Here is a 19,257-nt window from a genome sequence, read left to right as displayed (position 1 = left end):
ACGAGGGTTACTCCCGTTCTGCCGACTTCATGTCGGCGATCTCGGCGACCGCCTCGTCCAGTTCTTCCCAGGTCTCGCATCGGGTGACGCGATTGCGAAAGTTCCTGATGCCTTCCAGCCCCTTGGCGTAGCGCGGAAGAATTGAACGTACCTTACGGAAAGATCGGCTGCTTCCGTCATACTCTTTAGTAATGGTAATATGTTCGCGAACCAGTGCCGCGAGGCGTTCGCCGTCCATGGGCTCCGGTGTCTTCCCGGCCATGAGCGTGCGGAAGCGGTTGAAGATGGCGGGATCGTGCATGGCGCCGCGTGCGAACATGATCGCGTCGATGCCCGTTTCCTGCAAACATCGAACGCCATCGGCTGCCGTGTAGAGGTCGCCTGAGCCTATCACCGGAATGGTGACGGCCTGTTTCAGTTCGGCCAGTCTGGACCAGTCCGCGCTGCCGGTGAAAACCTGTTTGCCGTATCGAGGGTGCATCGTCACCCAGTCAACACCGATGTCTTCCAACCGTCTGGCAAGGTCCACGAACGTATCCTCGCCGCGTTCGAAGCCGAGGCGGAATTTGACGCCGACGCGGCCGCCCAGAGGATGGGCCGAAGCCTTCTCCACCATGACGCGGGCGATGGACACAAGCCGGTCGGGATCTTTCATGAGCGCAACCCCGGAGCCGGACTTCAGGACCTTGCGCACGGGGCAGCCTGCGTTGAGGTCGTAGTTTCTGTACCCCTTCTCCACAAGCGATTCCATGACCGGGCGGTACAGCTCCGGCTCGGAGCCGAAGAGCTGGAGCACCATGGGGTCGTCCTCGGGGCAGGTGTCCATGAGTCGGACAGTCCCGGGGCTTTCGTAATAGAGGCCTTTGACGCTGACCATCTCGGAGCAGGCCACGGAGCATCCGTGCCGTTTGCTGAGCAGACGGAAGGGCAGGTCCGAGTAACCGGCCAGTGGGGCGAGCCACGGCTCCGCGGGGGTGATGCTGAACGTGTTCATGACGCAATGCTCATAAGCGGGAACGGCGCGGGAGTAAAGCATTCCTTTCGGATCAGGTTTGTCATGGGGCCGTTTATTGTATAAGGAATATGGTCGGCAGAACCTGCAGTCCGGGCTGCGCAGTTTTTTTGATCGATTCGCAAGAAAAGCCCGAAAGGGGGTTGACAATCGGAAGCAGTTACCAGTAAACAGCCCCGTTCTCTGGCGAAAGAGACACCCGCAGCGAGAATTTTCAGAAAGTTCTTGCGTTCTACCAAGCGAGTGGGTATAGGTCATCGCTCGCGAGCTGGCGTAGCTCAACTGGTAGAGCAGCTGACTTGTAATCAGCAGGTTGCGGGTTCAAGTCCCATCGCCAGCTCCAAAGTACAGTGGTGGGGTTCCCGAGTGGCCAAAGGGAACAGACTGTAAATCTGTCGGCATATGCCTTCGGAGGTTCGAATCCTCCCCCCACCACCACTTTTTTGAAAGCCACGCTGTAGGAGGCAGGTAGCCTGCTGACGGACTACAGGAGTGAGCGGGAATAGCTCAATTGGCTAGAGCATCAGCCTTCCAAGCTGAGGGTTGCGAGTTCGAGTCTCGTTTCCCGCTCCACCCCAGATCTACCCGTCACCCCAACCTCCCTATTAGCGAAGCTGGTGGGCCCACATAGCTCAGTAGGTAGAGCGCGTCCTTGGTAAGGACGAGGTCAGCAGTTCAATTCTGCTTGTGGGCTCCATAATTTTATAACTTTACTGAGAGAAACCTTAACGAGACTTTCAGGGGGAAACTACCATGGGAAAGGCTAAATTTGAGCGGACTAAGCCGCATGTCAACATTGGCACCGTCGGCCACATCGACCACGGCAAGACCACTCTGACCGCAGCCATCACCAAGCTGGCCGCCATGGCCGGTCACGGTGAGTTCGTGGCCTTCGACGAAATCGACAAGGCTCCGGAAGAAAAAGAGCGCGGCATCACCATCGCCACCGCTCACGTTGAGTACGAGACTGCAAACCGTCACTACGCTCACGTTGACTGCCCGGGTCACGCCGACTACATCAAGAACATGATCACTGGTGCTGCCCAGATGGACGGCGCTATCCTCGTTGTGGCCGCCACCGACGGTCCGATGCCGCAGACCCGTGAGCACATCCTGCTCGGTCGTCAGGTCGGCGTTCCGGCCATCGTCGTGTTCCTGAACAAGTGCGACATGGTCGACGACGAAGAGCTGCTCGAACTCGTTGAACTCGAAGTTCGCGAACTGCTCTCCAAATACGAATTCCCCGGCGACGACTGCCCGGTCATTCTGGGTTCCGCCCTGAAGGCCCTTGAGTGCGAGTCCGTCGACGACGAAGCTGCCAAGCCGATCTTCGAACTGCTGGAAGCCTGTGACTCCTACATCCCGGCTCCCGAGCGCGACGTCGACAAGCCGTTCCTGATGCCCATCGAAGACGTCTTCTCCATCTCCGGTCGCGGCACCGTCGTCACCGGTCGTGTCGAGCGCGGCATGATCAATGTTGGTGAAGAAATCGAAATCATCGGCATCAAGGACACCCAGAAGACTACCTGCACCGGTGTCGAAATGTTCCGCAAGATCCTCGACCAGGGTCAGGCTGGCGACAACGTCGGTCTCCTGCTTCGCGGCATCAAGCGTGACGAAGTCGAACGCGGTCAGGTTGCTGCCAAGCCGGGTTCCATCACCCCGCACACCAGATTCAAGGCAGAAGTGTTCGTCCTGTCCAAGGATGAAGGCGGACGTCACACTCCGTTCTTCTCCGGCTACCGTCCGCAGTTCTACTTCCGTACGACCGACGTCACCGGCGTCGTGACTCTGGAAGAAGGCGTCGAGATGGTCATGCCCGGCGACAGCGCGACCTTCCTGGTCGAACTGATTGCACCGATCGCCATGGAACAGGGCCTGCGCTTCGCAATTCGCGAAGGCGGCCGTACCGTCGGCGCCGGTGTCGTCACCGAAATCGTGGAGTAAGGCATGCGCGTCAACATTCAGTTGCAGTGCACCGAGTGCAAGCGTAAGAACTACGCCACTCGGAAGAACAAGAAGAACACTACTGGACGTATCGAACTGAAGAAGTACTGCCCTTGGGACAGGAAACACACGGTTCACAAAGAGTCCAAGTAGTCTTCGATAGAGCAGGGGTGTAACTCGAACGGCTAGAGTGCCGGTCTCCAAAACCGGAGGTTGGGGGTTCGAATCCCTCCACCCCTGCCACTCAATTTCACTGGGATAGAATCGCTATGGCCAAAAAAAAGGGCAGACATTCCGCCGCTCAGCAGGCTGATAAGCAGGCTGGCGGCGGTCTTGCACAAAAGGTTCGTGAGTTTGCGACCTTTTTCGAGGAATCCAAGGTCGAGATCAAGAAGGTTGTGTGGCCTTCCCGCAAGGAAACCGTCACCACCTGCATTGCCGTCCTCGTTGTGACCCTGGTCATATCGTTGTACCTGGGCATCGTTGACTTCGGCCTCACCAAGCTGGTCGAAGCAATCCTGTCCTAAAGTCCCACAGGAAGGCTGAAGTGAGCAATACAGAAGGCAGGACCGAATCCGCCGGGAAAGGACGCTGGTATATCGTCCACACCTATTCGGGATTCGAACAGCGCGTCGAGCAGACCATCCGCGAAATGATGCGGACCGGGCAGGACAAGGGCCTCATTGAGCAGGTCGTCATGCCCACCGAAAAGGTCGTGGAGATGGTCAAGGGCGAGAAGCGCACGTCTACCCGGAAATTCTATCCGGGCTACGTCATGATCAAGATGATCCTGACGGACGATTCCTGGCATCTGATTCAGTCCATTCCCCGGGTTACCGGCTTTGTGGGTGGGAAAAACAGACCCACCCCGATGCGGGACAGCGAGGCCAAGAACATTCTCAGCATGATGGAATCCCGTCAGGAGAAGCCTCGTCCCAAATACAATTTTGAACGCGGCGACGAAGTTCGCGTCATTGACGGACCGTTCAGCGGCTTCAATGGCGTGGTTGAAGAGGTCAACTACGATAAAGGCAAACTTCGCGTCTCCGTGTCCATATTCGGTCGTCAGACTCCCGTTGAGCTGGATTTCATCCAGGTCGACAAGGGATAGCGGCCGTTCCAATCGCTAAATCACTAGCGAATTTCTTCATTAAGGAACGATACGATGGCCAAGAAAGAAATCGGAAAGATCAAGCTGCAGATTCCCGCCGGCGGAGCGAACCCTTCGCCTCCGGTTGGTCCGGCTCTGGGCCAGCATGGCGTGAACATAATGGAGTTCTGCAAGGCATTCAACGCCAAGACGCAGGATCAGAAGGGTATGATCATCCCGGTGATCATCACCGTTTTTGCTGACCGCTCCTTCACTTTCATCACCAAGACCCCTCCGGCGTCCGTGCTGCTGCGCAAGGCCGCCAAGATCGAGAAGGGATCCGGTGAGCCCAACAAGAACAAGGTCGGAAAGGTCACCAAGGCTCAGATTCGCGAAATCGCCGAGCTGAAGATGCCCGATCTGAACGCCCGCGACATTGAAGCCGCCATGATTACCATCGAGGGCACTGCCCGCAGCATGGGCCTCGATGTCAAGGGTTAGTGGGGATACACGCAATGCCTAAGCACGGAAAGAACTATCGCAAAGTCGTCGAGTCCGCGGATCTCACCGCGAAGCACGAAGTCGAAGCGGGCCTCAAGCTCGCGGTCGAGGGTGCGTTTGCAAAATTCGACGAAACTGTTGACGTCGCCATCAACCTTGGTGTCGACCCCAAGTACTCCGACCAGATGGTCCGTGGTGCCGTGAGCCTGCCTCACGGTCTCGGCAAGGAAATCCGCGTCGCTGCCTTCTGTAAGGGCGACAAGGAAGCCGAAGCCAAGGACGCCGGTGCCGATATCGTCGGTGCCGAGGATCTGCTCGAGAAAATTCAGGGCGGCTGGCTCGAGTTCGACAAGGCTGTCGCAACTCCGGACATGATGGCGCTCGTGGGCCGCATCGGTAAGGTGCTCGGTCCCCGCGGCATGATGCCCAACGCCAAGACCGGCACTGTCACCTTCGAGATCGGCAACGCCATCTCCGAACTCAAGGCCGGTAAGGTCGAGTTCAAGGTCGACAAGGCCGGTGTGCTCCACGCCCCCATCGGCAAGGTCTCCTTCGGTGTCGACAAGCTGAAGGACAACCTGCGCACGCTTCTTGAAATCGTGAACCGCATGAAGCCGTCTTCCGCAAAGGGTACCTACATGAAGGCCGTGGCCATCGCCACGACCATGGGCCCCGGCGTGAAGATCGACCCCCTGACGGTTCGCCGCTTCCTGGAAGCGTAACACAAGTGGACCCTCCCGGCCGGACCTTCCGGCGGGAATCAATATAGCACGGGAAGTTGTGTCAGAGAAAGCAGGTAGGGAAACCTTTAAATCGCCTGCCGAGACAAAGCTGACTCGCTTTCCGGGCCGAACGACGAGGAGTGGTGGATGAATAGGCAAGAAAAAGCTCAGATCATCGAAAATCTCAAAGAGAGAGCTTCGAAGGCGAGCATTGCCGTCGTCACCGACTTCAAGGGCCTGAGCGTGGAAGAGATGGATTCTCTCCGCGACAAGCTCTTCGAGGTCGACGTCGACTACCAAGTCGTCAAGAATACCCTGGCCCGGTTGGCTCTGGAAGGTACCGATCACGAAAACCTCTCGGAGCATTTCAAGGAGAACTGCGCCATTGCGCTCGGGTACGACGATCCTGTCGCCTGTGCCAAGCGCTCGCCGACTATCAGAAGACTTCCAAGAAGTTCGCCCTGAAGTTCGGCTCCCTTGAAGGCAAGTTTCTTGACGAAACGGCAGTGAAAGAGCTCGCCAAGATGCCCAGCAAGCCGGAGCTTCTCAGCTCCATGCTCGGCACCATGCAGGCTGTCCCGAGAAACTTCGTGTGCCTGTTTGCCAATGTGCAGCGCAAGCTCCTGTGGGCCCTTACCGCGATTAAGGACCAGCAGGAAGCCGCGTAACCGGAACCAACTAAAAGCGAATCATTTCCCAGGAGGAAAAAAATGGCTGACATCACCAAAGAACAAGTTGTCGATTTCATCGGCAACATGACCGTTCTGGAACTCTCCGAATTCATTTCGGAACTGGAAGAAAAGTTCGGCGTTGAAGCCGCTGCCCCGGCCGCTGCCGTCATGGCTGCCCCGGCTGCTGGTGGCGACGCTCCGGCCGAAGAAGAAAAGACCGAGTTCGACGTCATCCTGAAGGGTGCCGGCGGCAACAAGATCGCCGTCATCAAGGCTGTCCGCGCCATCACCGGTCTCGGTCTCAAGGAAGCCAAGGCTCTGGTCGACGAAGCTCCGAAGCCGCTCAAGGAAGGCGCTTCCAAGGACGAAGCTGAAGAAGCCAAAAAGCAGCTTGAAGAAGCTGGCGCTGAAGTTGAAGTCAAGTAAGCTCAGCACTTTACGATATCAAGAACAAAGAGCGCGAGCCTTTGTAAAGGGGTTGCGCTCTTTGTCCTGTATCGGTATATACTGTCAGAATTCGCTTTGACTTTTGGTTTGGGAGAGACCGGTCACCGGGTGGCCGGGGCTTTTCCTTTTCGTGCCGTTTGTTCGGCATGAAAAAAACATTTGCCACCCGATTTCCATAAGTCGTTTCGGCGTCCATGGCTGAAACCGGCCGCAGAGGGCCAGCGTCCAAGCCGAGCATCCATCCCAACAGCAACCGTACGCATGAGGGTACAATGGGTCAGCTCAGAAAATATTTCGGTAAGATCGCCAATACCTTGCCTTTCCCCCACCTGCTTGAATTGCAGGTGGACTCCTACAAACGATTCCTTCAAGATGAAGTTCCTCCCGCAAGCCGGGGGGATATTGGTCTTGAGGGCGTCTTCCGTTCGGTATTTCCCATCGAGGATTTCAACCGCACGGCAAGCCTTGAGTTCGTCAGCTACGAGATTGGCGAACCCAAGTACGATGTCGATGAGTGCATCTCCAAGGGTCTCACCTACGAGACGCCCATCCGGATCAAGGTCCGGCTGGTCGTTTTCGACGTGGATGAGGAAACCGAGAACCGCACCATCCGTGACATCAAGGAGCAGGACATCTACTTCGGCACTCTGCCGTTGATGACCGAGAAGGGCACTTTTGTCATAAACGGCACCGAGCGTGTCATCGTCAACCAGCTGCAGCGCAGCCCCGGTATCATCTTCGAGCATGATTCCGGCAAGTCGCACTCCAGCCGCAAGATCCTGTACTCGGCCCGCATCATCCCGATGCGTGGTTCCTGGCTGGATTTCGACTTCGACCACAAGGACATCCTGCACGTGCGTATCGACCGCCGCCGCAAGATGCCCTGCACCGTGCTGCTCAAGGCCATGGGCATGACCAATGCCGACGTCCTGAGCACGTTCTACAAGGTCGAGGAATACAGCATCGAGAACGGCAAGGTCGAGCGCCGGGTCATCGAGGACCAGTACCGTAAGGAACCGGCCTATGTTGACCTGCAGGCTGGCGACAAAGTCGTCACCAAGAAGGGCGCGCTCATCACCAAGGGTGCATGGCGCAAGCTCGTCCGTGCCGGCGTGGAGTGGATCGAAGTCGATCCCGACGCGCCCATCGGCCTGTTTGCCGCGCGTGACATCGCCGACAACAACGGTGAGGTGATCATTCAGGCCGCAGAGGAAATCACTGCGGAAATCCTGACCAAGCTCATCGAAGCAGGCGTCACCGATCTGCCGGTTCTGCATACCAAGGGCAGTGGGGTCTCCTCCTCCATCCGCGACACGCTGATGCTGGACAAGACCACGGACGAGGAAACCGCGCAGATCGAAATCTACCGCCGCCTTCGTCCCAGCTCGCCCCCGACTGCCGAGATCGCGTCCAGCTTCTTCGAGAACCTGTTCCGCAGCTCGGATTACTACGACCTCTCCACGGTCGGCCGCTACAAGCTGAACTCCCGCCTCGGCGTCAGCGAGGACAAGGACTTCCGCACGCTGAGCAACAACGACATCATTGAGGCCATCCTTGAGCTTGTCCGTCTCAAGGACGAGCACGGCCCGGCCGATGATATCGACCACCTCGGCAACCGTCGTGTCCGCCCCGTGGGCGAACTGGTGGAAAACCAGTATCGCATCGGTCTCGTGCGCATGGAGCGCGCCATCAAGGAGCGCATGAGCCTCCAGGAAGTGGCCACCCTCATGCCGCACGACCTGATCAACCCGAAGCCCGTGGCCGCGGTGCTCAAGGAGTTCTTCGGAACCTCCCAGCTCTCGCAGTTCATGGACCAGACCAACCCGCTCTCCGAAGTGACGCACAAACGCCGTTTGTCCGCACTCGGTCCCGGCGGTCTGACCCGTGAGCGCGCAGGCTTCGAAGTCCGTGACGTGCACACCTCGCACTACGGACGCATCTGCCCGATCGAAACGCCGGAAGGCCCGAACATCGGTCTGATCGTCTCCCTGACCTGCTACGCAAAGGTCAACGACTACGGATTCATTGAAACCCCGTACCGCGTGGTCAAGGACCACAAGGTCACGGATGAAGTGATATACATGGACGCGTCCCGCGAGGCGGGTGAAGTCGTGGCACAGGCCAACTCGGTCATTGCAGACGATCGCACCTTCTCCAACCAGCGCGTCCAGACCCGCATCACCGGCGACGTCCAGATGTCGCTTCGCGAAGACGTCACGCTCATGGACATCAGCCCTTCCCAGATCGTCTCGATCTCGGCCGCGCTGATTCCCTTCCTCGAGCATGACGATGCGAACCGCGCACTCATGGGCTCCAACATGCAGCGTCAGGCAGTGCCCCTGCTTCGCGCCGAGGAGCCGCTGGTCGGAACCGGCATGGAAGGCATCGTTGCCCGCGACTCGGGTGCGTGCATCCTCGCCGAGGAGGACGGTATCGTTCACTACGTGGACGCCGAACGCCTGATCATGCGTTATGAGAACGGCTTCTCCCCGGCCACAGGCGGTACCAAGCACTACGAGCTGCAGAAGTGGCACAAGTCCAACCAGAACTCCTGCTTCGGCCAGCGCCCCCGCGTTTCCGTCGGACAGGTGGTCAAGAAGGGCGCAGTGCTCGCAGACGGTCCCGGCATCGAGGACGGCGAGCTGGCGCTCGGCAAGAACCTGCTGGTCGCCTTCATGCCCTGGTGCGGTTACAACTTCGAGGACTCCATCCTCATCTCCGAGCGCATGGTCAAGGAAGACGTGTACACCTCGATCCACATCGAGGAGTTCGAAGTCGTCGCCCGTGACACCAAGCTCGGACCCGAAGAAATAACCCGCGACATCTCGAACGTTTCCGAAGAGATGCTGCGTAACCTCGACGACTGCGGCATCATCCGCATCGGCGCTCGCGTCAAGCCCGACGACATCATGGTCGGTAAGATCACGCCCAAGGGCGAGACGCAGCTTACCCCCGAGGAAAAGCTCCTTCGCGCCATCTTTGGCGACAAGGCCCGCGACGTGAAAAACACCTCGCTGAAGGTTCCGCCGGGAATCGACGGCACCGTGGTCGACGTCAAGGTCTTCAACCGCCGCTCCGGCGAGAAGGACGAGCGCACCAAGTCCATCGAGGAATGGGAACTGGCCCGGTTCGACGCCAAGGAAGGCAAGCACATTGCCGCCCTGACCGACGAGACCCGCGACAAGATCTGGCGTGCCGCCGAAGGCACCAGCTTTGTCAAGGAACTCGTGGGTGCCCGCAAGACCGAGATCGCCAAGGCCGGTGACGCAGTGACCCGCGAAGCGGTGTTCGCCGTTCCGGTCAAGAAGCTGATCGGCGTGTTCGATACGGACGTCAACGACCAGGTCAAGCAACTCATTGCCGATTACGAAAACCAGGTCCGCGCCATCAAGAACATCTATGACGTCAAGCGCGAGAAAGTCACCGAAGGTGACGATCTGCCTCCGGGCGTCATCAAGATGGTCAAGGTCTATGTCGCCGTGAAGCGCAAGCTGAACGTGGGTGACAAAATGGCCGGCCGCCACGGGAACAAGGGCGTCGTCTCCTGCATTCTGCCGGAGGAGGACATGCCGTTCTTTGCTGACGGCACGCCCGTGGACATCGTGCTCAACCCGCTCGGCGTTCCCTCGCGTATGAACATCGGCCAGATCATGGAAACGCACCTCGGCTGGGCCGGATACGAACTCGGTCGCCAGATCAACAAGTATCTGGACGAGCACGATCAGCTTGCCGAAGTCCGTGCAGAGGTGAAAACCGTCTTCTCCTCCGATGAAATCTCTTCCCTCGTGGATGAGATGGACGACGAGGAGTTCGTCAAGGCCGTGCGCCGCGTCAAGCGCGGCATCGTCGCCAAGACCCCGGTCTTCGACGGCGCTCTTGAAGAGGAAATCTGGGGCTGGCTCGACCGCGCCGGAGTTCCCAACGACGGCAAGATGATCCTCTACGATGGACGCACCGGCGAACCGTTCCACAACAGGGTCACCGTGGGCATCATGTACATCCTGAAGCTCCACCACCTTGTTGATGAAAAGATACACGCCCGTTCCACCGGCCCCTACTCGCTGGTTACCCAGCAGCCTCTGGGCGGTAAGGCCCAGTTCGGCGGTCAGCGGCTCGGTGAAATGGAAGTCTGGGCCCTCGAGGCCTACGGCGCGGCCTATCTCCTTCAGGAGTTCCTCACCGTCAAATCCGACGATGTGCAGGGCCGCGTGAAGATGTACGAGAAGATCGTCAAGGGTGACAACTTCCTCGAGGCGGGACTCCCCGAGTCCTTCAACGTTTTGGTCAAGGAACTCATGTCCCTCGGCCTCGACGTGACCCTCATGCACGAGGAAAAGCCCGCCAAGCAGTCGGATCGCAAGCGTCCCGCTGTGGAAGTGCTGCACGACTAACAGAGAGATTCACCCGGCCCCGCGTCGCGGGGCCGGGTTTGAGATAACTTTTAGATAAGGGGTTATCAGATGACGTTGGACGACCTGTTCACCCTGCGCGGAGCTCCCAACGCCGCACTGGACGGCAAGGGACTCAAGGCGATCCAGATATCCATCGCCTCCCCTGAAAAGATCAGGGAGTGGTCCTTCGGCGAGGTCAAGAAGCCGGAGACCATCAACTACCGTACCTTCAAGCCCGAGCGTGACGGCCTCTTCTGCGCCAAGATCTTCGGGCCGGTGAAGGACTACGAATGCAACTGCGGTAAGTACAAGCGCATGAAGCACCGCGGCATCGTCTGTGAAAAGTGCGGTGTCGAAGTCATCGCCTCCAAAGTGCGTCGCGAACGCATGGGCCACATCGAGCTGGCCGCACCCGTCGCGCACATCTGGTTCCTGAAGACGCTGCCCTCCAAGATCGGCACCCTGTTGGACATCACCATGGCCGACCTTGAGAAGGTGCTGTACTTCGATTCCTATATCGTGCTGGACCCCGGCGAGACCCCGCTCAAGAAGCTGCAGGTCATCTCCGAGGATCAGTACCTTCAGGTGCTGGACCACTTCGGCGAGTACGCCGTGGAAGTGGGCATGGGCGCGGAGACCATCCGCACGCTGCTCGAGCAGATTCATCTCGAATCTCTGCGCGTGGAGTTGCGCGAGGAATCCCGCAACACCCGTTCCCAGACCAAGAAGAAGAAACTCACCAAGCGGCTCAAGATCGTCGAGGCGTTCCTGGAGTCCGGCAACAAGGCCGAGTGGATGATCATGGAAGTGATTCCGGTCATTCCGCCCGAGCTGCGCCCGCTCGTCCCTCTGGACGGCGGCCGCTTTGCCACCTCCGACCTCAACGACCTGTATCGCCGTGTCATCAACCGCAACAACCGCCTTCGCAGGCTGCTTGAGCTCGGCGCGCCCGAGATCATCATCCGCAACGAGAAGCGCATGTTGCAGGAGTCCGTCGACGCCTGTTCGACAACGGGCGCCGCGGCCGCGCCATCACCGGCACCAACGGCCGCCCGCTCAAGTCCCTCTCCGACATGATCAAGGGGAAACAGGGCCGCTTCCGTCAGAACCTGCTCGGAAAGCGCGTCGACTACTCCGGCCGTTCCGTCATCGTCGTGGGGCCGAAGCTCAAGCTGCACCAGTGCGGGCTGCCCAAGAAGATGGCGCTGGAGCTGTTCAAGCCGTTCATCTACTCCGAGCTTGAAAAGCGCGAAATAGCCACCACCATCAAGAGCGCCAAGAAGATGGTCGAACGCGAAGACCTCGTTGTCTGGGATATCCTGGAAGACGTGGTCCGCGAGTACCCGATCATGCTCAACCGCGCGCCCACGCTGCACCGCCTCGGCATTCAGGCCTTTGAGCCGCTGCTCGTCGAGGGCAAGGCCATTCAGCTGCACCCGCTCGTGTGCTCCGCATACAACGCGGACTTTGACGGTGACCAGATGGCCGTGCACGTTCCGCTCTCCGTGGAAGCGCAGATCGAGTGTCGCGTGCTGATGATGAGCTCCAACAACATCCTGAGCCCCTCCAACGGTTCGCCGGTCATCAACCCGTCGCAGGACATCGTCCTCGGGTTGTACTACCTGACCAGCCGCGTTCCTTCGAGCCGGGCGAGGGCATGGTGTTCTCCGACTCCATCGAGGTCATCCGCGCCTATGATTCCGGTATCATCGGCCTGCATTCCCGCATCAAGGTGCGTGTGGAAGGCAAGCTCGAAGACACCACCTGCGGCCGGATTCTCGTGCATGAGATCATTCCGAAAAAGCTTCCGTTCGAGCTTGTCAACTGCACGCTCAACAAGAAGAACATCGGTCGACTGGTTTCCGGCGCCTACCGTCTGGCAGGCACCAAGGCAACGGTCATCCTCTGCGACAGGCTCAAGGACCTCGGTTACGAGTTCGCCACCCGCGCAGGCGTGACCATCGCGGTCAAGGATCTCAAGATCCCCGACAACAAGCCGAAGCTCATCGGCACCGCGACCGCCGAGGTGGAAACCATCGAAAACCAGTTCCGCGACGGTATCATTACCCGCACGGAAAAATACAACAAGGTCGTCGACGTCTGGACCAAGACGACCAATGACGTCTCCAACGAAATGATGCAGGAGATGTCCATAGACATCATCACCGATCCGGTCACCGGCAAGACCGAAGAGAACCCGAGCTTCAACCCCATCTACATGATGGCCACCTCGGGCGCTCGAGGCAACCAGGACCAGATGCGTCAGCTCGCAGGCATGCGCGGCCTCATGGCCAAGCCCTCCGGCGAGATCATCGAGACCCCGATCACCGCGTCGTTCCGTGAAGGTCTGTCCATTCTGCAGTACTTCATCTCGACTCACGGCGCTCGTAAGGGTCTTGCCGACACCGCGCTCAAGACCGCAAACTCCGGGTATCTTACCCGCCGCCTCGTTGACGTCGTTCAGGACGTGACCATCGCGGAAAAGGATTGCGGAACCGTGGACGGCCTTGAGCTCACTCACTACATCAAGGGTGGTGAGATCAAGCAGCGTCTGGCGGAGCGTGTGCTCGGCCGCGTGACCATGTTCGACGTCTACGACGAAGGCACCGGGGAACTCGTGGTTCCCGCGAACCAGCTGATCGACGAAGAGTACGCCGCCAAGATCGATGCGGCGGGCATCAACTCCATCGTGATCCGCTCGGCCCTGACCTGCCGCAGCAAGCGCGGCGTCTGCGCCTACTGCTACGGCCGCGACCTTGCTCGCGGACACCTGGTCAACGTGGGTGAGACCGTCGGCATCATCGCCGCACAGTCCATCGGCGAGCCCGGCACCCAGCTGACCATGCGTACCTTCCACATCGGCGGTACCGCATCCAAGGAAATCGAGCAGTCCACCATCGAGGCGCAGCATCAGGGTCGCGTGACCTTCTCCCGCATGCGCACCGTCGCCAACTCCGAAGGGCACGTCATGGTGCTCGGTAAGAGTTGTCAGGTGGGCATCGTGGACGAACAGGGCCGCGAACGTGAAAAGTACGTGCTGCCCTCGGGCGCGCGCCTCATGGTCGAGGAAGGACAGGACGTCAAGAAGGGCACCATGCTCGCCGAGTGGGAACCGTTCATCGAACCGTTCATCACCGACGTCGCCGGTTACATTCGCTTCCACGACATCATCGAAGGCAAGACCGTGCAGGAAGACCGCACCTCGCGTTCCTCCTACACGATCACTGAATACCGCACCACCGGCCTGCGTCCCGCGATCTCCATCGTGGACAAGGACGGCAAGGTGCTTACCCGTCCCGGATCCGCTACACAGGCGCATTTCTCCATGCCCGTGGGCGCGATCCTCATGGCCAAGGACGGCGACGAAGTCCGCGCCGGTGACGTCATTGCGCGTAAGCCGCGTGAATCGTCCAAGACCAAGGACATCGTCGGCGGTCTGCCGCGCGTCGCGGAACTCTTCGAGGTCCGCAAGCCCAAGGACATGGGCGTGGTTTCCGAAATCGACGGTGTCGTCACTTTCGGTCCGGACACCAAGGGCAAGCGCAAGATCATCGTCACCCCGGAAACGGGCGAGCCCCGCGAATACCTCATTCCCAAGGGCAAGCACATCACCGTTACCGACGGCGACTTTGTCGAGGCAGGCGACCTCATGACCGAAGGCAGCCCCGAGCTGCACGACATCCTGAAGATCAAGGGCGAAAAATTCCTCGCCCGCTACCTCGTCGAGGAAATTCAGGACGTGTACCGCTTCCAGGGCGTCAACATAAACGACAAGCACATCGAGATCATCGTCCGTCAGATGCTGAAGAAGATCAGCATCGTGGATCCTGGCGAGACCAGTTTCCTGATGGGCGAACAGGTGGACAAGCAGCGGTTCCAGGACGAGAACCTGAAGGCTGTGGCCGAAGGCCGCCAGCCCGCCGTTGCCCAGAACCTCGTTCTCGGTATCACGCAGGCGTCCCTGTCCACGGACTCCTTCATCTCCGCAGCATCCTTCCAGGAAACCACCAAGGTCCTGACCGAGGCGGCGCTGCGGGGCAAGGCGGACTACCTGCGCGGTCTCAAGGAAAACGTCATCGTCGGCCGTCTGGTTCCTGCAGGAACCGGCTACCGCCGTTACGCCAATTCCGAGATCATGGTGCCCGACCAGCCCGAGCGGCCGGACAAGTTCCTCGAGGAACTCGAAGAAAGCCCGCTGCTTGTGTAACGGCACCCCATAGCGGAAATGTCGACCGGGGAAGTTCTGCTTCCCCGGTCCTTTTTTGCGGTCGGAGGGCAGGGAGAAAATCCTTGACAACGGGGACAATTTGAGAATACAGACGGTCCTCTTTGCCCTTCACGGCGAAGATGTAAGGAAACTTAACTGGAGGAAGAATGCCTACCATCAACCAACTGATCAACAAGAGTCGGAAGAAGGTGGCCAAGCGCAAGAAGACCCCTGCACTGCAGGAATGCCCGCAGCGTCGCGGCGTTTGCACCAGGGTCTACACCACGACTCCGAAGAAGCCGAACTCCGCGCTTCGCAAGGTCGCTCGTGTGCGCCTGACCAACGGTATCGAAGTGACCGCCTACATCGGCGGCGAAGGCCACAACCTGCAGGAACACTCCGTTGTTCTGATCCGTGGTGGTCGTGTCAAGGACCTTCCCGGAGTCCGTTACCACATCGTTCGCGGTTCCCTCGACACTTCCGGTGTTGCGGATCGTCGCCGCGGTCGTTCCAAGTACGGCGCCAAGCGTCCTAAGTAAGGCCCCTTTTTTTCACTGCCCGGGGTGCGATGCCAAAGTAGGACGAGGCATCCGAAATAACGTCCCCCCGGCCACAAACCTCAGGAGAAGGCTATGCCTCGTAAAGGCCCAGTACAGAAACGGCAGATTCTGCCGGACCCGGTTTACGGCAGCAAGCTCATCACGCGCTTCATCAACCGCCTGATGCTCAACGGCAAGAAGAGCACTGCCGAACGAATTTTCTATCAGCCGTCGACGCCCTGGCGGAAAAGACCAATGAAGATCCGGTCAAGGCGTTCGAAAAGGCCATGGACAACGTCAAGCCCGCGCTTGAAGTCAAGTCCCGCCGCGTAGGCGGTGCCACATACCAGGTTCCCATGGAGGTGCGTCCCGACCGTCAGGTCGCGCTCGCCATACGCTGGCTGATCGGGTACGCCCGCGGCCGCGGTGAAAAGGGCATGGTCGCCCGCCTCTCTGGTGAACTGCTGGATGCTTTCAACAATCGTGGTGGCGCCGTCAAAAAGCGCGAAGACACGCACAAGATGGCCGAAGCCAACAAGGCTTTCGCCCACTACCGCTGGTAAAGCGAGAGGAAGAGAACAGTGCCCAGACAGGTTCCCAGAGAAAGACAGCGTAATATCGGTATTATGGCCCACATTGACGCGGGCAAGACTACCACGACTGAACGCATCCTTTTCTACACCGGTGTCTCTCACAAGATCGGTGAAGTGCATGACGGCGACGCCACCATGGACTGGATGGTTCAGGAACAGGAACGCGGAATCACCATCACTTCCGCCGCCACCACGTGCTTCTGGCGTGACCACCGTGTCAACATCATTGACACCCCGGGTCACGTCGACTTCACCATGGAAGTCGAACGCGCCCTGCGCGTCCTCGACGGCGCGGTCGCGGTGTTCGACTCCGTTGCCGGCGTCGAGCCCCAGTCCGAAACCGTGTGGCGCCAGGCTGACAGGTACAAGGTTCCCCGCATCGCGTTCGTCAACAAGATGGACCGCATCGGTGCGAACTTCTTCCGCGCCTGCGACATGATCAAGAACCGCCTGGGCTCCAAGGCAGTGCCCCTGCAGATCCCCATGGGTTCCGAAGACGAGTTCTACGGTGTCGTCGACCTCATCGAAGGCAAGGCCTTCATCTATGAGGAGACCCGCGGTCTCGGCAAGGAATACCGCACCGAGGCGATCCCTGAAGAGTTCATGGAGCAGTACGAAGAGCTTCGCGGCGAAATGGTGGAAGCCATCGCCGAAGAAGACGAGTCCCTGCTCGAAAAATACCTCGGCGGCGAAGAGCTTTCCGCTGATGAGATCAAGGATGGTATCCGCAAGGCTACCAACTCCCTGGCCATCTGCCCGGTTCTTTGCGGCAGCGCATTCAAGAACAAGGGCGTGCAGATGCTGCTCGACGCCATCGTCGACTTCCTGCCGTCCCCGCTGGACATCGCACAGATGGTTGGTATCAACCCGGACAACGGTGAAGATGTCGAATGCCCCTGCGACGACGACAAGCCGCTCTCCGCTCTCGCATTCAAGCTCATGACCGACCCGTTCGTCGGCCACCTGAGCTTCCTGCGTGTCTACTCCGGCAAGCTCGTTTCCGGCGATACCGTGATCAACGGCGCTCCGGCAAGAAAGAGCGCATCGGCCGACTGCTGAAGATGCACGCCAACAAGCGTGAGGAAATAAAAGAAGCCTACGCCGGTGACATTGTCGCCGCCGTCGGCCTGAAGCACGCCGCAACCGGTGACACGCTTTGCGACCTCAAGAATCCCATCGTTCTGGAATCCCTTGACGTTCCCGAGCCGGTCATCGAAGTGGCAATCGAGCCCAAGACCAAGGCTGACCGCGATCAGCTGACCAGCGCGCTGGTCAAGCTGGCCAAGGAAGACCCCAGCTTCCGCGTCAAGACAGACGAGGAAACCGGCCAGACCCTGATCGCAGGCATGGGTGAGCTTCATCTCGAAATCATCGTCGACCGCCTGCTGCGCGAGTTCAATGTCAACGCCAACGTGGGCGCCCCGCAGGTTGCCTACCGCGAGACCATCACCAAGGCGGTGAAGGTGGACATGAAGCACGCCAAGCAGTCCGGTGGTCGTGGTCAGTACGGCCACGTTGTTCTCGAAGTCGAGCCCAACTCCGAACAGGGGTACGAGTTCTCCGACGAGATCAAAGGCGGCGTGATTCCCAAGGAATACATCCCCGCTGTTGACAAGGGTATCCAGGATGCCCTGAAGAACGGTGTTGCCGCCGGTTTCCCGGTGGTGGATGTCAAGGTAAAGCTGGTGTTCGGTTCCTACCACGAAGTCGACTCCAGCGAGCAGGCCTTCTACGTCGCCGGTTCCATGGCGATCAAGGATGCCTGTTCCAAGGCTGCTCCGGCACTTCTCGAGCCGATCATGTCTGTTGAAGTTGTCACCCCCGAGGAATACCTCGGCGATGTCATGGGTGACCTGAACGGCCGCCGCGGCCGTGTGGGCGAAATGGAAGCCCGCCCGGGCGTGCAGGTCGTCAGGTCCTATGTGCCGCTGTCCGAAATGTTCGGATACGCCACGGACCTCCGGTCCAAGACCCAGGGCAGGGCAACGTTCACCATGCAGTTCGACCACTACGAGAAGGTTCCGAACAGCTTGGCTGAGGAAATAATGAAGAAGAACTGATCGCTGAGTCTTCAAGCACCAGTCGGGCCCCTTGACAAAGGCACCCATCCGCGGATAGGGTGCCCGACCGCTTTGACTCCAGCAGTCATTCGGAGACCAACATTAGGAGAAAAGTTATGGCTTCCATGACAAGCGATCGCATCAGGATCAAACTGAAGGCGTACGATTACCGCATTCTCGACAAAGCGGTGACTGAGATCGTCGATACCGCCCGGAATACCGGGGCGGCCATCGCCGGTCCCATTCCGCTTCCGACCGAGATTCACCGCACCACTGTTCAGAAGTCGGTGCACGTTGACAAGAAGTCCCGCGAACAGTTCGAGATGCGGATTCACAAACGCCTGCTGGACATCCTTGAGCCGACCCAGCAGACCGTCGATTCTCTTGGCAAGCTTTCCCTGCCTGCCGGTGTCGACGTGGAAATCAAGCTTTAGAGAGGATATCATGCCGAAAACGCTTGGAATTCTCGGAAAGAAGCTGGGTATGACCCGCCTGTTCGCGGATGATGGCAGCATTTGCCCCGTCACCGTCATTGAGGCTGGTCCGTGCCCCGTGATGCAGATCAAGACCAACGATAAGGAAGGATACAACGCACTCCAGCTCGGCTACGACGAGCTGAAGGAACGTCTCGCCAACAAGCCGCAGAAGGGCCATCAGGCCAAGGCTGGCAAGGGTGTGCATCGGCACCTCAAAGAGTTCCGCGTTGAGAATCCTGAAGAATATGAACTCGGTCAGGAACTCACTGTCGATCTTTTTGCCCCGGGCGAAAAGGTCAAAGTGTCCGGCCGCAGCAAGGGTAAAGGCTTCCAGGGCGCGATGAAGCGCTGGAACTTTGCTGGACAGCGCGCCTCTCACGGCGCTGAAAAGGTTCACCGCGCCACCGGTTCCGTGGGTAACGCCACGTTCCCGGGCCGCATCTGGAAAGGCAAGAAGATGCCGGGCCAGATGGGTAACAAGCAGGTGACCGCTCCCAGCGTTGAAATCGTGGACGTCCGTCCCGAAGAAAACATCCTTGTGGTGAAGGGTCAGATTCCGGGGCCGAAGAACGGCTTGGTTGTGATCCGCAAAAACGGCTAG

At 59.1% G+C, this 19,257-nt stretch carries 12 protein-coding genes, 5 tRNA genes and 4 pseudogenes; 20 read left to right on the top strand and 1 reads right to left on the bottom strand.

What is annotated here, in order from left to right:
• Positions 1-7 precede the first annotated feature (7 nt).
• Complete coding sequence (locus tag JCM12178_RS05640; RefSeq protein ID WP_054649505.1) at positions 8-994, bottom strand: tRNA dihydrouridine synthase; 987 nt, start codon at positions 992-994, stop codon at positions 8-10.
• 285 nt (positions 995-1,279) lie between these two features.
• On the opposite strand from JCM12178_RS05640, the gene JCM12178_RS05635 reads away from it, so the two are divergent.
• The 20 genes and pseudogenes from JCM12178_RS05635 to rplC all read left to right on the top strand — a co-directional run bounded on the left by JCM12178_RS05635 (position 1,280) and on the right by rplC (position 19,257).
• Positions 1,280-1,355, top strand: a tRNA-Thr gene (locus JCM12178_RS05635).
• A gap of 9 nt (positions 1,356-1,364) precedes the next feature.
• Positions 1,365-1,450: transfer RNA gene (locus JCM12178_RS05630), tRNA-Tyr, on the top strand.
• A gap of 58 nt (positions 1,451-1,508) precedes the next feature.
• A tRNA-Gly gene (locus tag JCM12178_RS05625) sits at positions 1,509-1,585 on the top strand.
• Between the two features lie 48 nt (positions 1,586-1,633).
• Positions 1,634-1,709: transfer RNA gene (locus JCM12178_RS05620), tRNA-Thr, on the top strand.
• A gap of 56 nt (positions 1,710-1,765) precedes the next feature.
• Positions 1,766-2,959 carry an elongation factor Tu gene (gene tuf, locus JCM12178_RS05615; RefSeq protein ID WP_054649503.1) on the top strand — a complete coding sequence of 398 codons (1,194 nt, stop codon included), beginning with the start codon at positions 1,766-1,768 and terminating at the stop codon, positions 2,957-2,959.
• Between the two features lie 3 nt (positions 2,960-2,962).
• Positions 2,963-3,112 (top strand): 50S ribosomal protein L33, encoded by a 150-nt coding sequence (gene rpmG / locus JCM12178_RS05610; RefSeq protein WP_054649501.1) that lies wholly within the window; start codon positions 2,963-2,965, stop codon positions 3,110-3,112.
• A gap of 13 nt (positions 3,113-3,125) precedes the next feature.
• A tRNA-Trp gene (locus JCM12178_RS05605) sits at positions 3,126-3,202 on the top strand.
• A 26-nt stretch (positions 3,203-3,228) separates the two neighbouring features.
• Entirely contained in the window at positions 3,229-3,486 is a 258-nt protein-coding gene (gene secE, locus JCM12178_RS05600) for a preprotein translocase subunit SecE (protein WP_054649499.1), read from the top strand.
• Positions 3,487-3,506: 20 nt separating this feature from the next.
• Positions 3,507-4,070 (top strand): transcription termination/antitermination protein NusG, encoded by a 564-nt coding sequence (gene nusG / locus JCM12178_RS05595; protein ID WP_054649497.1) that lies wholly within the window; start codon positions 3,507-3,509, stop codon positions 4,068-4,070.
• Positions 4,071-4,124: 54 nt separating this feature from the next.
• Complete coding sequence (gene rplK / locus JCM12178_RS05590) at positions 4,125-4,550, top strand: 50S ribosomal protein L11 (protein ID WP_054649494.1); 426 nt, start codon at positions 4,125-4,127, stop codon at positions 4,548-4,550.
• Between the two features lie 14 nt (positions 4,551-4,564).
• Positions 4,565-5,272: a 50S ribosomal protein L1 gene (rplA, locus tag JCM12178_RS05585; protein WP_054649492.1), complete on the top strand. Its 708-nt coding sequence runs from the start codon at positions 4,565-4,567 to the stop codon at positions 5,270-5,272.
• Positions 5,273-5,419: 147 nt separating this feature from the next.
• Positions 5,420-5,940: pseudogene (rplJ, locus tag JCM12178_RS05580) on the top strand (50S ribosomal protein L10).
• Positions 5,941-5,982: 42 nt separating this feature from the next.
• Positions 5,983-6,369, top strand: coding sequence for a 50S ribosomal protein L7/L12 (gene rplL / locus JCM12178_RS05575; RefSeq protein WP_054649490.1), 387 nt, complete (start codon positions 5,983-5,985; stop codon positions 6,367-6,369).
• Positions 6,370-6,662: 293 nt separating this feature from the next.
• Entirely contained in the window at positions 6,663-10,781 is a 4,119-nt protein-coding gene (rpoB, locus tag JCM12178_RS05570) for a DNA-directed RNA polymerase subunit beta (RefSeq protein WP_054649488.1), read from the top strand.
• Between the two features lie 69 nt (positions 10,782-10,850).
• Positions 10,851-14,988 (top strand): annotated as a pseudogene (gene rpoC, locus JCM12178_RS20250) (DNA-directed RNA polymerase subunit beta').
• Between the two features lie 167 nt (positions 14,989-15,155).
• On the top strand, positions 15,156-15,527 hold the full coding sequence (gene rpsL, locus JCM12178_RS05560) for a 30S ribosomal protein S12 (protein ID WP_054649486.1): 372 nt from the start codon (positions 15,156-15,158) through the stop codon (positions 15,525-15,527).
• Positions 15,528-15,620: 93 nt separating this feature from the next.
• Positions 15,621-16,090, top strand: a pseudogene (rpsG, locus tag JCM12178_RS05555) (30S ribosomal protein S7).
• A gap of 18 nt (positions 16,091-16,108) precedes the next feature.
• Positions 16,109-18,180 (top strand): annotated as a pseudogene (fusA, locus tag JCM12178_RS05550) (elongation factor G).
• Positions 18,181-18,296: 116 nt separating this feature from the next.
• Entirely contained in the window at positions 18,297-18,614 is a 318-nt protein-coding gene (gene rpsJ / locus JCM12178_RS05545) for a 30S ribosomal protein S10 (protein ID WP_018124752.1), read from the top strand.
• Between the two features lie 10 nt (positions 18,615-18,624).
• Positions 18,625-19,257, top strand: coding sequence for a 50S ribosomal protein L3 (gene rplC, locus JCM12178_RS05540; RefSeq protein WP_054649482.1), 633 nt, complete (start codon positions 18,625-18,627; stop codon positions 19,255-19,257).

The organism is Salidesulfovibrio brasiliensis JCM 12178 (assembly GCF_001311825.1).
GTDB lineage: Bacteria > Desulfobacterota > Desulfovibrionia > Desulfovibrionales > Desulfovibrionaceae > Pseudodesulfovibrio > Pseudodesulfovibrio brasiliensis.
This window is presented reverse-complemented; position numbering and strand designations above follow the sequence as displayed.